This window comes from Streptomyces sp. GQFP, assembly GCF_021545335.1.
Taxonomy (GTDB): Bacteria; Actinomycetota; Actinomycetes; order Streptomycetales; family Streptomycetaceae; genus Streptomyces.
Genome location: NZ_CP089312.1, coordinates 5199346 through 5214651 on the forward strand (window position 1 = coordinate 5199346; position 15306 = coordinate 5214651).

A 15306-nucleotide genomic window follows, 5' to 3' on the forward strand; every position below is an offset into this window, starting at 1 on the left:
GCGCGCCACGGCGTGAGCCACCGGCGTGTGCCGGAAGGTGTGATGCGCCCCCTAATTCGTACAACTTTGTACGGTGGTACCCCTGATGCCTGTGTGACAGGTGGGGTTGCGTTCCGGACACGACCGGCCCGTACGCAGCGGCGCCGAATCCTCATAGGGTGAGGAGTATTGGTAGCTGGTGGTCACGAGGAGGACTGTGGTGAGCGAGACGAGCCCCAAGCTGCGTGCCGAGCTGGAGGGTATCCCCACCTACAAGCCGGGCAGGCCGGCCGCGGCCGACGGCCCGGTGGCCTACAAACTGTCCTCGAACGAGAACCCGTACCCGCCGCTGCCCGGCGTGCTGGAGACCGTGACGGCGGCGGCCGGCGCCTTCAACCGCTACCCGGACATGGCCTGTACGGGGCTCATGAACGAGCTGGCCGAACGTTTCGCCGTGCCGGTCTCCCACATCGCCACCGGCACCGGTTCGGTCGGCGTCGCGCAGCAGCTGGTCCAGTCGACCAGTGGGCCCGGCGACGAGGTGATCTACGCCTGGCGGTCCTTCGAGGCCTATCCGATCATCACGCAGATCAGCGGCGCCACGTCGGTCAAGGTTCCGTTGACGCCCGGGGACGTGCACGACCTCGACGCGATGGCGGACGCGATCACCGACCGGACCCGGCTGATCTTCGTCTGCAACCCCAACAACCCGACGGGAACGGCCGTACGGCGGACCGAGCTGGAGCGGTTCCTGGACCGGGTGCCCAGTGATGTGCTGGTCGTACTGGACGAGGCCTACAAGGAGTTCGTGCGAGCCGCCGAAGGTGAAGGGGGGGAGGTGCCGGACGGGGTCGTGCTCTACCGCGACCGGCCGAACGTCTGTGTGCTGCGGACCTTCTCCAAGGCGTACGGCCTCGCCGGGCTCCGGGTCGGGTTCGCGATCGCGCACGAGCCGGTGGCGGCGGCGCTGCGCAAGACGGCGGTGCCGTTCGGGGTGAGCCAGCTCGCGCAGGACGCTGCGGTGGCCTCGCTGCGGGCCGAGGACGCGCTGCTCGGCCGGGTCGGTTCGCTGGTGTCCGAGCGCACCCGGGTGGTCGACGGGCTGCGCGGCCAGGGCTGGACGGTGCCCGACACCCAGGCGAACTTCGTGTGGCTGCGGCTGGGGGAGCACACGGTGGACTTCGCGGCGGTGTGCGAGCGGGCCGGGGTGGTCGTGCGGCCGTTCCCGGGCGAGGGGGTTCGGGTCACGGTCGGTGAGACCGAGGCGAACGACATCTTCCTGAAGGTGGCGGAGGGCTTCCGCAAGGAGATCTAGGGCACATTCAGATGTCGTTTCAGCTGGTCAGAGCTGGTGAGGGGGTCGCTGCCGAGCGGGCGGGGACCCCCCTTCATCCGCTGAGGAAACGGTGCTGCATAATTGCTTGTGAATGTGAACGCTTTCACAAGCGTAGGTAAGGAGCGGCACCGTGGACCTGGCTCTGGCGCCGGAGACCCTGGCGCGATGGCAGTTCGGCATCACCACCGTCTACCACTTCCTGTTCGTCCCGCTGACGATCTCCCTGGCCGCGCTCACCGCCGGCCTGCAGACCGCCTGGGTGCGCACGGAGAAGGAGAAGTACCTCAAGGCCACCAAGTTCTGGGGCAAGCTCTTCCTGATCAACATCGCGATGGGTGTCGTCACCGGCATCGTGCAGGAGTTTCAGTTCGGCATGAACTGGTCCGACTACTCGCGCTTCGTCGGCGATGTCTTCGGTGCCCCGCTCGCCTTCGAGGCGCTGATCGCCTTCTTCTTCGAGTCCACCTTCATCGGACTGTGGATCTTCGGCTGGGACAAGCTGCCGAAGAAGATCCATCTGGCCTGCATCTGGATGGTCTCGATCGGCACGATCCTGTCGGCGTACTTCATCCTCGCGGCCAACTCCTGGATGCAGCACCCCGTCGGCTACCGGATCAACGAGCAGAAGGGGCGCGCCGAACTCACCGACTTCTGGCTGGTCCTCACCCAGAACACCGCGCTGACCCAGGTCTTCCACACCCTCTCCGCGGCCTTCCTCACGGGTGGCGCCTTCATGGTCGGCATCGCCGCCTTCCATCTGACGCGCAAGAAGCACATCGACGTGATGAAGACCTCGCTGCGGCTCGGCCTGATCACCGTCGTCATCGGCGGTCTGCTCACCGCGATCAGCGGCGACACCCTCGGCAAGGTCATGTTCAAGCAGCAGCCGATGAAGATGGCCGCCGCCGAGGCCCTGTGGGACGGCGAGGCGCCCGCGCCCTTCTCCGTCTTCGCCTACGGGGACGTGGACAAGGGTCACAACAAGGTAGCCATCGAGATCCCGGGCCTGCTGTCCTTCCTCGCCAACGACGACTTCAGCTCGTACGTCCCCGGCATCAACGACGTCAACAAGGCCGAGCAGGAGAAGTTCGGGCCCGGCGACTACCGGCCCAACATCCCGGTCGCCTACTGGGGCTTCCGCTGGATGATCGGCTTCGGCATGACGTCCTTCGCGATCGGGCTGGCCGGACTCTGGCTGACCCGCAAGAAGTTCATGCTGCCGCAGCATCTGCGGGTCGGCGACGACGAGGTGCCGAACCTCTCGCTGCTCCCCGGCAAGGTCCTCGGCCCGACGCTCACCAAGTGGTACTGGCGCATTGCCATCCTCACCCTGGGCTTCCCGCTGATCGCCAGCTCGTGGGGCTGGATCTTCACCGAGATGGGCCGTCAGCCCTGGGTCGTGTACGGCATCTTCCAGACCCGGGACGCGGTCTCCCCCGGGGTCTCGCAAGGCGAGATCCTCACCTCGATGATCGTCTTCACCTCGCTCTACGCGATTCTCGCCGTCATCGAGGTCAAGCTCCTCGTGAAGTACGTCAAGGCCGGACCGCCCGAACTGACCGAGGCCGACCTCAACCCGCCCACGAAGATCGGCGGCGACCCACAGGACGCCGACAAGCCGATGGCCTTCTCCTACTAGGCCCAGGGAGCTGGAATCGCCATGGAACTTCACGACGTCTGGTTCGTCCTCATCGCCGTCCTGTGGATCGGCTACTTCTTCCTGGAGGGCTTCGACTTCGGGGTCGGTGTCCTCACCAAGCTGCTCGCCCGCGACCGGGCCGAGAAGCGGGTCCTCATCAACACCATCGGGCCCGTCTGGGACGGCAACGAGGTGTGGCTGCTCTCGGCGGGCGGCGCGACCTTCGCCGCCTTCCCCGAGTGGTACGCCACCCTCTTCTCCGGCTTCTATCTGCCGTTGCTCCTCATCCTGGTCTGCCTGATCCTGCGGGGCGTCGCTTTCGAGTACCGCGTGAAGCGGCCCGAGGAGAACTGGCAGCGCAACTGGGAGACAGTGATCTTCTGGACCTCGCTGCTGCCCGCGTTCATGTGGGGCGTGGCCTTCGCCAACATCGTGCGCGGGGTGAAGATCGACGCGGACTTCAACTACGCCGGGAATCTCGCCGATCTGCTCAACCCGTACGCCCTGCTCGGCGGCCTGGTCACCCTGTCGCTGTTCACCTTCCACGGCACGGTGTTCGTCGGTCTCAAGACCGTCGGGGACATCCGGGAACGGGCACGGAAGCTGGCGGTTCGCGTCGGACTCGTGGCCGCCGTCGTCGCGCTCGCCTTCCTGACCTGGACCCAGGCCGACAAGGGCGACGGTGGCTCCCTGGCCGCGATGACCGTGGCCGTGCTCGCGCTCGTCGCCGCGCTGGGGGCGGCGCAGAAGGGGCGTGAGGGCTGGGCGTTCGCGTTCTCCGGGGTCACCATCGTGGCAGCCGTCGCGATGCTGTTCCTGACGCTCTTCCCGAACGTCATGCCGTCCTCGCTCAACCCGGACTGGAACCTCACGGTCACCAACGCCTCGTCGAGCCCGTACACGCTGAAGATCATGACGTGGTGTGCGGGGATCGCCACCCCGCTGGTCCTGCTCTACCAGGGCTGGACGTACTGGGTGTTCCGCAAGCGGATCGGCACGCACCACATCGCCGAAGCCGCGCACTGAGCCGACTTCGTCTGCGTTATCTCTGTCTGCGGGTGGTGGTTTCGCGATGTTTCACGTGAAACATCGCGAAACCACCACCCTGGACCGAAGGGCATGTTTCACGTGAAACCAATCGATCCGCGGCTCCTCCGCTACGCCGGTGCCACCCGCCGTTTCCTGCTCGCGGTCGTCGGCCTGGGTGCCGTCGGCGCCGGGCTGGTCATCGCGCAGGCCATGCTCATCGCCGAGGTGGTGGTCGGAGCCTTCCAGGACGGACTGTCGGTCACCGAACTCCGTACGCCTCTGCTGCTGTTGGTGGCCGTCGCCGGTGCCCGGGCGGTGGTCTCCTGGCTTACCGAGTTGGCCGCGCACCGGACGAGCGCCGCGGTGAAGTCGGAGTTGCGCGGGCGGTTGCTGGAGCGGTCCGTCGCGCTGGGTCCCGGGTGGCTGAGCGGGCAGCGGACGGGGTCGCTGGTCGCCCTCGCGACGCGGGGAGTCGACGCGCTCGACGACTACTTCTCGCGCTATCTGCCGCAGTTGGGGCTCGCGGTCGTGGTGCCCGTGGCCGTGCTGGCGCGGATTGTCACCGAGGACTGGGTGTCGGCGGCGATCATCGTCGGTACCCTGCCGCTCATCCCGGTCTTCATGGTGCTGATCGGCTGGGCCACGCAGTCCCACATGGACCGTCAGTGGCGGCTGCTGTCCCGGCTGTCGGGCCATTTCCTTGATGTCGTGGCCGGGCTGCCGACGCTGAAGGTGTTCGGCCGGGCCAAGGCGCAGGCCGAGTCGATCCGGCGGATCACCGGTGAGTACCGGCAGGCGACGATGCGGACCCTGCGGATCGCCTTCATCTCGTCCTTCGCGCTGGAACTGCTGGCGACCCTGTCCGTGGCGCTGGTCGCGGTGACCATCGGTATGCGGCTCGTGCACGGCGAGATGGACCTGTACATCGGGCTCGTCATTCTCATCCTCGCGCCCGAAGCGTATCTGCCGCTGAGGCAGGTGGGCGCCCAGTTCCACGCGGCGGCGGAGGGGCTGGCCGCGGCCGAGGAGATCTTCGCCGTACTGGAGACACCGGTGCCGGAATCCGGGACCGGCGCGGTTCCGGAGGGCGGGGTCGCCTTCGAGGGCGTCACCGTCCGGTATCCCGGGCGGTCGGTCGACGCGGTGGCCGACGTGTCCTTCGCCGTGGAGGCCGGGGAGACGGTCGCGCTCGTCGGGCCGAGCGGCGCGGGCAAGTCGACGCTGCTGCACGCCCTGCTCGGGTTCGTACGGCCGGCGGAAGGGCGGGTGTGCGTCGGGGAAGCCGACCTCGCCGGCCTCGACCTGGAGCAGTGGCGTTCGCGGGTGGCCTGGGTGCCGCAGCGCCCGCACCTGTTCCCCGGGTCGATCGCCGAGAACGTACGGCTGGCCCGTCCCGACGCCGACGACATTGCTGTACGGGGGGCACTGGCCGACGCCGGTGCGCTGGAGTTCGTGGACGCGCTGCCCGAGGGCGTCCACACCGCGCTCGGTGAGGACGGCGCCGGGCTCTCCGCCGGACAGCGGCAACGGCTCGCGCTGGCCCGGGCGTTCCTCGCGGACCGGCCTGTGCTGCTGCTCGACGAGCCGACGGCCGCGCTGGACGGGGAGACCGAGGCCGAGGTCGTGGCCGCCGTACGACGGCTCGCCGTCGGGCGGACGGTGCTGCTGGTTGTCCATCGGCCGGCGCTGCTGGGGGTGGCGGACCGGGTGGTGCGGCTGGAGGAGGCTGTCGCCTCCTCTCACCTGCCTGGTGCTGAGCCGACCGGCGGTCTCTCGGGCGGCGATGGGCTCCTCGCTGGTGGTCCGCAGCTGCCTGCGCTCGGCGAGGAGGAACTCGTACCCGCCGCTCCCGCAGGGCGACTTGGGGCACTCGCGCGGGTGCGGGCCATGTCAGGGGCCTGGCGCGGGCGGCTCGGGCTCGCGCTGCTGCTCGGGAGTCTGGCGCTCGGCAGTGCCGTCGGGCTCATGGCGACCTCCGGGTGGCTCATCTCGCGGGCCTCGCAGCAGCCGCCCGTGCTGTATCTGATGGTCGCCGTGACGGCCACGCGGGCCTTCGGGATCGGGCGGGCCGTCTTCCGGTACGCCGAGCGGCTGGTGTCGCACGACGCCGTGCTGCGGATGCTGGCCGACACACGGGTCGCCGTCTACCGGCGGCTGGAGCGGCTGGCGCCCGCCGGACTGCGGACGACCCGGCGCGGCGACCTGCTGTCGCGGCTCGTCGCCGACGTGGACGCCCTCCAGGATTACTGGCTGCGCTGGCTGCTGCCCGCCGGGGCCGCCCTCGTCGTCTCCGCCGCCTCCGTCGGGTTCACGGCCTGGCTGCTGCCCGAGGCAGGGGCCGTGCTTGCCGCCGGGCTGCTCGCGGCCGGTGTCGGCGTCCCCCTCGTGACCAGTGCCGTGGCCCGGCGCGCGGAACGCCGACTCGCCCCGGCCCGCGGCGCACTCGCCACCCACGTGGCCGACCTGCTCACCGGAACCGCCGAGTCGACGGTCGCGGGCGCCCTGAACGCACGTACCGAGGAAGTCCGGCGGGCCGACTCCGCGCTCACCCGCATCGCCTCGCGCGCCGCCACCGCCACCGCACTGGGCGACGGACTCATCGCGCTGCTGTCCGGACTGACCGTCGCGGCCACCGCCCTCGTGGGCGCCCAGGCGGTCGCCGACGGGCGGCTCGGCGGTGTCGTGATGGCCGTCGTCGTCCTCACTCCCCTGGCCGCCTTCGAGGCCGTCCTCGGGCTGCCGCTCGCCGTGCGGTACCGCCAGCGGGTGCGCAGGAGCGCGGAGCGCGTGTACGAGGTGCTGGACGCGCCCGAGCCCGTACGCGAACCCGAGCAGCCGAGGCCCGCGCCGCTGTCGCCGTTCCCGGTCGTCGTCAAGGAGCTGGCCGCCCGCCATGCCGGGCAGGACCGGGACGCGCTCGCCCGCCTCGACCTCACCCTCGACGAAGGGCGCCGGATCGCCGTGGTCGGCCCGTCCGGGTCCGGCAAGACGACCCTCGCGCAGGTGCTCCTGCGGTTCCTGGACGCGGACGCCGGCTCCTACACGCTGGGCGGTGTGGACGCGTACGCGCTGGACGGCGACGACGTACGGCGGCTGGTCGGGCTGTGCGCCCAGGACGCGCACCTCTTCGACAGCTCCGTGCGGGAGAACCTGCTGCTCGCGAAGAAGGACGCCACCGAGGACGACCTGCGGGACGCCCTCGCGCGGGCACGGCTGCTGGACTGGGCCGAGTCGCTGCCCGACGGGCTCGACACACTGGTCGGGGAGCACGGGGCACGGCTGTCCGGCGGGCAGCGGCAGCGGCTGGCGCTCGCCCGGGCGCTGCTCGCGGACTTCCCGGTGCTGGTCCTCGACGAGCCCGCCGAACACCTCGACCTGCCGACCGCCGACGCCCTCACCGCCGATCTGCTGGACGCGACCAAGGACCGTACGACGCTGCTCATCACCCACCGGCTGGCCGGTCTCGACGCCGTGGACGAGGTGATCGTGCTGGACGGCGGGCGGGTCGCGCAGCGGGGGACGTACGCGGAGCTGGTCGCCGTCGACGGGCCGCTGCGGGCGATGGCGGAGCGGGAGGCGGAGTCCGAGCGGTTGGCGCTGGTGGCGGCGGGAAGCTAGCCGCGCACTGTTCGACTTTCGGCGACAAAAGGTACTAATTAGGCTCGGGGGATGGCCGACCCACCGCTTCGTCCCGAGCCGTGCGTGCCGCAGTTGCTGGAGGCGATGCGGGCCGTCGGGAGCGGGCTCGGGCCGCATGCCACGCTGGAGCGGATCTGCGCGACGGCGATCGCCCTGGTGGCCGCCGAACGAGCGGACATCGAGGTCCTCGCCGAGGACGGCGACGGCTTCGCCGACTTCGTTCATCGCGGCGTCGACGAGGAGACCGCCCGGTGGGTCGAGCCGATCCGGGTGCACGGCGAGGTCTTCGGCAACCTGTACCTGGGCGACAAGCGCGGCGGGGGGCCGTTCACCGAGCACGACCTGGCCCTGATCCGTGTGCTGGCCACCGAGGCGGGCATCGCCATCGGCAACGCCCGTCTGTACGAGGCCGCCCGGCAGCGCGAGCGCTGGATCGACGGGTCCGTGGCCGTGACGACCGCGTTGCTCTCGGGCGGCGACATCGACGACTCCCTGCGGATCGTCGCCGAACAGGCCCGCCGGCTCTCCGGGGCCGCCGCCGGGATCGTGCTGCTGCCCGCCGCCGAGGGTGGCCTGGAGATCGTCGCCGTGGACGCGGAAGGCCCCCTTGACGCGCTCGGCGTGATCGTCCCGCCGGAGAGCGAGGTCGTCGCCGAACTCCTCGACGGCGAGCCGGTGTTCGTCGAGGACGCGGCCACCGACCCCCGGCTGGCCCTCGACACCGGCCTCACCCGCGACTACGGACCCACCATGCTGCTGCCCCTGCAGAGCGACGGCCGGGTCGTCGGCAGCCTCGCCATGCCCCGCGCGCGGGGAGAGCGCGCGTTCACGGAGACGGAGCGTGCCCTCGCCGTCCAGTTCGCCGCGCAGGCCGCGCTCGCGCTGATGATGGCCGAGGCACAGCGCGACCGGGAACGGCTCGCGGTGTACGAGGACCGCGACCGGATCGCCCGTGACCTGCACGATCTTGTCATCCAGCGGCTGTTCGCCACCGGGATGATGCTGGAGAGCGCCCAGCGCGGATCAGTCGCGCCCGGCGTACGGGACGGCGTCGGCAGGGCAGTCGACGAACTCGACGTCACCATCCGGGAGATCCGCACCGCGATCTTCGCCCTCCAGGACGATCCCGGCGAGGTCCCGTCCGAGCTGTCCACGCGGGTGGAGCGGGAGATCCACATGGCGTCCGTGGCGCTCGGCTTCAAGCCCTCGCTCCGGGTGGCAGGACCGGTCGACACCGCCGTCGGCGAGCTGACCGGCAAGAACCTCGTCGCCGCCCTGCGCGAAGGGCTGTCCAACGCCTTCCGCCATGCCGGGGCGTCCCGGATCGACGTCGTGGTCGACGCGAACGTCACCCTGCCAGACGGCCGGCCCGGCGTACGGCTGACCGTCGCCGACGACGGGGTCGGCATCCCCGAGGGCGGTCGGCGCAGCGGCCTCAGGAACCTGCGACGGCGTGCCGAGTCGCTGGGCGGCGACAGTCGGCACGGCCCGGGCACTGGTCCGGACGGCGGCGGTACGACGGTCGTGTGGCAGGCGCCGTACTGAGGCTGCCGCGGACCTCGTTGCTGAGCCGTTCGTGGCAACGGGTCCCCCAGGCGTACGACTTGAACAGGCACCCCGCCCGGTTTGCGGTACACGATCGCTGACATGGGCTCACGTCGCCGTCATCCACTGCTCGTTCCGGTTCTTCTGTGCGCGTTCGTGGTCCTGGCCGCCCGGCCCACGGACGCCTCGGGCGAAGGCACCGACCCCGACTCCGCCACCGACTCGGGTCTCAGCGCCGAGGTGACCCGGCTGTACGCGGATGCCGCCGTGGTGACGCAGCAGTACGAGGCCGGACGGCGCGAGGCCGAGGCGGAGGGAGCAAAAGCCAGGCGGTTCGAGGAACTCCTCGTCCGTGAACGGCGTGACATCGCCGTCCTGCACGAGGACCTGGGCCGGATCGCACGCGGCCAGTACCGCAGCGGCGGCGGTCTGCCGCTCACCGCGCAGATGCTGCTCGCGGACAGCCCCGAGGAGCTGATGCGCGGTCAGCGGGCCGTGTGGCAGGCCGATCTCGCCGTCAACAACGCGATCGACAAGAGCCGGCGCGCGGAGGCCCGGCTCGCCGCCGACGAGGCGAAGGCGGCGGCCCACTGGCAGAAACTGGAGCGGCGCAACGGCGAGATCGCCAAGCTGAAGCGGATCATCGAGGACAAGCTCGAAGAGGCACGCTGGACGCTGCAGGGCCGCGCCGACGCCTCGGTCGCGGCGGGCTCCTGCCGGGGCGCCGTCCGGCTCGACCAGCCGGACCCCGGGACCATGCCGGAGTACGTCACGCCCGTGGAGACGTACGAGCTGTCCGCGAGTTTCGGCAGCGGCGGCGACCGCTGGGCCAACGGGCACACCGGGCAGGACTTCGCGGTACCGATCGGCACTCCGGTGCGGGCGGTCGGCGCGGGCACGGTGGTGTCGGTGTCGTGCGGGGGCGCCTTCGGCATCGAGATCGTGATCGAGCACCCCGGCGGCTACTACACGCAGTACGCGCACCTCGCCGCCGTCACCGTCGACCAGGGCCAGCGAGTGACCCCGGGCCAGTGGATCGGCCAGACCGGCACGACCGGCAACTCGACCGGCCCGCACCTGCACTTCGAGGTACGCGTCACCCCGGAACTGGGGTCGGGGGTGGACCCGGCGGCGTGGCTCTCGGCGCGCGGGGTGCAGTTGTAGGAGGTGGGCGGGGCGCCGGTAAGGGGCATGCGCCCTATGACAGACGCCCCTTACCGGCGCCCGTACAGCCGTCCCTCAGCCGCGTTCCGCGAGCAGCCGCTCGATCACGATGGCGACCCCGTCCTCGTTGTTCGGCGCCGTATGCCCGGAAGCCGCCGCGAGGACGTCGGGGTGCGCGTTGCCCATCGCGTACGAGCGGCCCGCCCAGGTGAGCATCTCGACGTCGTTCGGCATGTCCCCGAAGGCGACGACCTCCTCGGCCGAGATGCCCCGCTCCGCGCAGGACAGGGCCAGTGTGCTCGCCTTGGAGACACCGGGGCCGCTGATCTCCAGCAGGGCGCTGGGGCTGGACCGGGTGACGGTGGCCCGGTCGCCGATCGCCAGCCGGGCGGTGGTGAGGAAGGCGTCGGGGTCGATCGTGCGGTGGTAGGCGAGGATCTTCAGCACGGGCTCACCGTCGCTCGGCCCGCCCGGGGCCAGCAGCTTCTCGGCGGGCGCCCGATTGTCCGGCAGCTCCATGTGCAGCTTCGGATACTCCGGTTCCTGGTGAAAGCCGTACGTCTGCTCCACGGCGTACACGGTCCCCGGCGCGGCATCGCGCAGCAGGCGTACGGCGTCCAGCGCGTTGTCCCTGGCCAGCTCCCGCACCTTCACGAAGCGGTGGGCGCCGGGGCCGCCGTGCAGGTCGACCACGGCGGCGCCGTTGCCGCAGATCGCCAGACCGTGGCCGTGGACGTGCTCGCTGACGACGTCCATCCAGCGGGCCGGGCGGCCCGTGACGAAGAAGACCTCGACGCCCGCTGCCTCGGCGGCGGCCAGAGCGGCGACCGTGCGCGGGGAGACCGACTTGTCGTCGCGCAGCAGAGTGCCGTCGAGGTCGGTGGCGATCAGCCGGATCGGGACGGTGGCGGCGGGGCTCTCGGGCTCTCGGGTCGCTGAGGTCACCCGGCCATTCTCGCGTATGGGCGCACGGCCGTGCGGGAGCCCGCACAGGTGAGTGGGCCCGGACTGGCGCCGGGTCAGCCCAGCTGCGCCAGCGCCTCCGTGGCGATGCGCTCGAAGACCTGCTGATCGGCCGCGAAGTCGGAGTCGGGGATGGGCCAGTGGATCACGATCTCGGTGAAACCCAGCTCCTGGTGCCGGCCCGCGAAGTCGACGAACGCGTCCACGGACTCCAGCGGGCGGCCCCGGTCCGGGGTGAACCCGGTGAGCAGGATCCTGTCGAGCCCGTTCACGTCCCGGCCGATCGCGGCACACGCGTCGGCCAGCCGCTCGGCCTGGCCGCGCAGCGCCTGGACCGACTGCTCGGGCGTGCCGCTCTCGAACAGCCGCGGGTCGCCGGTGGTCACCCACGCCTGCCCGTGCCGCGCCGCGAGGTCCAGCCCGCGCGGCCCGGTCGCGGCCACCGCGAAGGGCAGCCGGGGGCGCTGCACACAGCCCGGGATGTTGCGCACCTCGTGCGCCGAGTAGTAGTCGCCCTGGTACGAGACGCCGTCCTTGCCGTCCTCGGTCAGCAGCTTGTCGAGCAGCGCGACGAACTCACCGAACCGGTCGGCACGCTCCCGGGGTGTCCACGGGTCCTGGCCCAGCGCGGTCGCGTCGAAGCTGGTGCCGCCCGCGCCGACACCGAGGGTGATCCGGCCGTTCGCCACGTCGTCGAGGGAGATCAGGTCCTTGGCCAGCGTCACCGGGTGCCGGAAGTTCGGCGAGGTTACCAGGGTGCCCAGCCGCACCCGGTCGGTGACAGCGGCGGCGGCCGTGAGCGTGGGCACGGCACCGAACCACGGGCCGTCCCGGAAGGTGCGCCAGGACAGATGGTCGTACGTGAACGCGGTGTGGAAACCGAGCTGCTCCGCACGCTGCCAGGCCGAACGGCCACCCTCGTGCCAGCGGCGGTAGGGCAGGATCACAGTGCTCAGACGCAGACTCGTACTCATGGATCAGAGCCTAGGCGCCGTTCATGTTTCACGTGAAACAGTCGCCGAGCGCCCCCGGGCGGTCACCGGACGCGAGCGCTGAGCCACGGGCTGAGGCCGAGCAGCGGGATGTACTCCTTGTAGGTGCGGTCGCCGGGCAGCGGTACCACCAGGTGGTGGGCGGGCAGGAAGCGGCGGGCCGTGACGAACGCCAGGCCGTCGTAGACCGAGCGGAGGAAGGCGCGGACGTCGTCGCGCGGGATGTCGGGGCACTCGACGCCCTCGACCGTGATCATCGCGTCGTCGTCGGGGAAGAGGCGGACGGTCACCCGGGGGACTCCGCCGAACTCGGCGAAGGCCTCGTGCGGGAGCGAGCCGTCCGGGTCCGTGGTGACGCCGATACCCGCGGCCGTGCGGCGGGAGGTCTGGTCGGCGCCGATGTCGTGGCTGACCTCGATCTCACGGGCGTACTCGGCGGCGAGGGCGCGCAGGGCGGTGACGGCGGCCTCGGTGGTGGGCAGGTGGTCCATGCCTCGATCATGCCGGTGCTTGTGCCGTACGGGGTCAGCGCGGGCCGGGAAAGCGCAGATAGCGCGGCGGCACGGCCTCCGTGAGCCATACGCCGTTCGCGCTGACGTGGAAGGTGTGGCCGTCGCGGTGCATGGCGGCCGAGTCGACCGAGAGCACGACGGGCCGGCCTCGGCGGGCGCCTACCCGGGTCGCGGTCTCGCGGTCGGGTGAGAGGTGCACGGCGTGGCGGTTCATGGGTCGCAGGCCCTCGGTGCGGATCGCGTCCAGGAAGCGGTCCACCGTGCCGTGGTAGAGGTACGGGGGCGGGGTCGCCGGGGGCAGGCCGAGGTTGACCTCGACGCTGTGGCCCTGGCTGGCGCGGATCCGGGTGCCGTCGACCGCGAAGCGCTTCTTGTCGTTGGCGGCGACCACATGGTCCAGTTCGGCCCGCGTGAACCGGAAGTTGTGGGCGGCGCACGCGGCGATCAGCTTGTCGATCTCGACCCAGCCGGCCTCGTCGAGCGTGAGCCCGATCCGCTCCGGCTGGTGCCGCAGATGCTTGGACAGGTACTTCGACACCTTCACGGTGCGTCTTTCATCCATCTCGTTCTTGGTCGTCCTGTTTTCGTTCATCCTGCAAGGGTGCCGGTGAGACCGTGATCACGCATTTGATTTTGGTCCGGAGGTTTGATCCACAGCCAAGTGCAGTTATCCACAGGGGGATTGGAGAAACTGTGGACAACGGGCAGGCCGTCACAGTGGCGGGTCCACCCGGGCCACCGCCCTCAACGCCCCCGGCAGGAAACGGGACATGAGATGCGCGCCCCGGGCCTCCGGTGTCACCGGGGCGACCGCCTCGTTGCGGACCACCGCGCGCAGGATCGCCGAAGCGACCTTCTCCGGCGGGTAGTTGCGCAGCCCGTACAGCCGTGCCGTCCGCTTCTGCCGGCGGGCCTGTTCCTCGGCGTCGACTCCCGTGAAGCGCGCGGTCGTCGTGATGTTCGTGTTGACGAAGCCGGGGCAGATCGCCGAGACACCGATGCCCTGGCCCGCCAGCTCCGCGCGCAGACACTCGCTGAGCATCAGCACCGCGGCCTTCGACGTGCTGTACGCGGGCAGCGCCTTGGAGGGCTGGTACGCGGCGGCCGACGCGATGTTCACGATGTGGCCGCCCTGCCCGCGCTCGGCCATCTGCTTCCCGAAGAGCCGGCAACCGTGGATCACACCCCACAGGTTGACGTCCAGGACCTTCTTCCAGTCCTCCGGGGTCGTGTCGAAGAAGGACCCGGAGAGCCCGATCCCCGCGTTGTTCACCAGCACGTCCACGACGCCGTACTCGGTGGCGACCTTCTCGGCGAGCTTCTCCATCGCCTGCTCGTCCGTGACGTCGACGACCTCCGCCCAGGCCTCCGGGGCCCCGATCAGACGGGCCAACTCGGCCGTGCGGGCCGCGCTTTCGGCATCGCGGTCGACGGCGACCACACGCGCCCCCGACTCGGCGAACGCGAACGCCGTGGCCCGCCCGATGCCGCTGCCCGCCCCGGTGACCAGCACCAGCTGCCCGCCGAAACGCTGGGCGTACTTGCCCGTCGCCGTCTCCGGGAGCCGTCCGCCCTCGTTGGCGGTCACGAACTCCCCGATCCAGGCGGCCACTTGGTCGGGCCGAGTACGCGGGATCCAGTGCTTGGCGTCGAGCGTGCGGCGCACCAGCCGGGGAGCCCACCGCTCCAGCCCGTCGTACAGCCGCTCGGAGAGGAACGCGTCGCCCAGGGGCGTGATGAGCTGCACGGGCGCGTGTGCGTACGCGTCCGTGCGCGGCCTGCTCAGCCGGGACCGTACGTTGTCCCGGTACAGCCAGGCGCCGTTGGCCGCGTCCGAGGGCAGGGAGGCCGTCGGGTAGCCGTCCGACGGGACCTTCTCGACGCGGGCCAGCATCTTCGGCCAGCGCTTGCCGAGGGGGCCGCGCCAGGCGAGTTCGGGCAGTACGGGCGTGTGCAGCGCGTACACGTACCAGGACTTGCCGCCCTGGCTCAGGAGTTGGGCGACCGCGCGCGGGGTGGGCCGCTTCAGGCGCCCCTTCGTCCAGTGGCCCAGGTGGTCCAGGGACGGCCCGGACATCGACGTGAAGGACGCGATCCGGCCCTCGGTGCGCGCGACGGTGACGAACTCCCAGGACTGCACCGAACCCCAGTCGTGCCCCACCAGATGCACCGGCCGGTCCGGGCTCACCGCGTCCGCGACCGCCAGGAAGTCGTCGGTCAGTTTCTCGAGGGTGAAGCCGCCGCGCAGCGGACGCGGCGCCGTCGAACCGCCGTGGCCCCGCACGTCGTACAGCACGACATGGAAGCGGTCGGCGAGGCGCGCGGCGACCTCGGACCACACCTCCTTGGTGTCCGGATAGCCGTGCACGAGGATCACCGTCGGGTCCCCCGGGTCGCCCAACTCGGCGACGCACAGCTCGATCCCGCCCGTCCGCACTCGGCGCTCACGCACCCCGTCGAGAGTCACTCGTCCTCCGTCCGGCGCTCACGCGCGTCCTCAAGGGTCAC

General features: G+C 70.9%; 11 protein-coding genes. 6 read left to right on the top strand and 5 right to left on the bottom strand.

The window, feature by feature from the left end:
• Positions 1 to 199: 199 nt before the first annotated feature.
• The 6 genes from hisC (at position 200) to LUX31_RS23045 (ending at position 10331) form a co-directional block, all read left to right on the top strand.
• Positions 200 to 1294, top strand: a complete 1095-nt coding sequence (gene hisC, locus LUX31_RS23020) for a histidinol-phosphate transaminase (RefSeq protein WP_235476867.1) — start codon at positions 200 to 202, stop codon at positions 1292 to 1294.
• A gap of 151 nt (positions 1295 to 1445) precedes the next feature.
• The gene (locus tag LUX31_RS23025; RefSeq protein ID WP_235476868.1) at positions 1446 to 2954 is read left to right on the top strand and encodes a cytochrome ubiquinol oxidase subunit I; all 1509 of its coding nucleotides are present in this window, start codon (positions 1446 to 1448) and stop codon (positions 2952 to 2954) included.
• Positions 2955 to 2975: 21 nt separating this feature from the next.
• Positions 2976 to 3980 (top strand): cytochrome d ubiquinol oxidase subunit II, encoded by a 1005-nt coding sequence (gene cydB / locus LUX31_RS23030; RefSeq protein WP_235476869.1) that lies wholly within the window; start codon positions 2976 to 2978, stop codon positions 3978 to 3980.
• Positions 3981 to 4073: 93 nt separating this feature from the next.
• The gene (gene cydD / locus LUX31_RS23035; RefSeq protein ID WP_235476870.1) at positions 4074 to 7601 is read left to right on the top strand and encodes a thiol reductant ABC exporter subunit CydD; all 3528 of its coding nucleotides are present in this window, start codon (positions 4074 to 4076) and stop codon (positions 7599 to 7601) included.
• A 51-nt stretch (positions 7602 to 7652) separates the two neighbouring features.
• A complete protein-coding gene (locus LUX31_RS23040) occupies positions 7653 to 9167 on the top strand; it encodes a sensor histidine kinase (protein WP_235476871.1) in 1515 nt (504 codons plus the stop codon).
• A 102-nt stretch (positions 9168 to 9269) separates the two neighbouring features.
• Positions 9270 to 10331: a M23 family metallopeptidase gene (locus tag LUX31_RS23045; protein WP_235476872.1), complete on the top strand. Its 1062-nt coding sequence runs from the start codon at positions 9270 to 9272 to the stop codon at positions 10329 to 10331.
• Between the two features lie 75 nt (positions 10332 to 10406).
• On the opposite strand, the gene LUX31_RS23050 is transcribed toward LUX31_RS23045, so the two are convergent.
• The 5 genes from LUX31_RS23050 to LUX31_RS23070 all read right to left on the bottom strand — a co-directional run bounded on the left by LUX31_RS23050 (position 10407) and on the right by LUX31_RS23070 (position 15265).
• On the bottom strand, positions 10407 to 11276 hold the full coding sequence (locus LUX31_RS23050) for a Cof-type HAD-IIB family hydrolase (RefSeq protein WP_235476873.1): 870 nt from the start codon (positions 11274 to 11276) through the stop codon (positions 10407 to 10409).
• A gap of 74 nt (positions 11277 to 11350) precedes the next feature.
• Positions 11351 to 12268, bottom strand: a complete 918-nt coding sequence (locus LUX31_RS23055) for an LLM class flavin-dependent oxidoreductase (RefSeq protein WP_235476874.1) — start codon at positions 12266 to 12268, stop codon at positions 11351 to 11353.
• A gap of 62 nt (positions 12269 to 12330) precedes the next feature.
• On the bottom strand, positions 12331 to 12777 hold the full coding sequence (locus LUX31_RS23060) for a hypothetical protein (RefSeq protein ID WP_235476875.1): 447 nt from the start codon (positions 12775 to 12777) through the stop codon (positions 12331 to 12333).
• Positions 12778 to 12811: 34 nt separating this feature from the next.
• Complete coding sequence (locus LUX31_RS23065) at positions 12812 to 13390, bottom strand: RNA 2'-phosphotransferase (protein WP_235476876.1); 579 nt, start codon at positions 13388 to 13390, stop codon at positions 12812 to 12814.
• A gap of 120 nt (positions 13391 to 13510) precedes the next feature.
• Positions 13511 to 15265 (bottom strand): SDR family oxidoreductase, encoded by a 1755-nt coding sequence (locus LUX31_RS23070; RefSeq protein WP_235476877.1) that lies wholly within the window; start codon positions 15263 to 15265, stop codon positions 13511 to 13513.
• Positions 15266 to 15306: the final 41 nt, after the last annotated feature.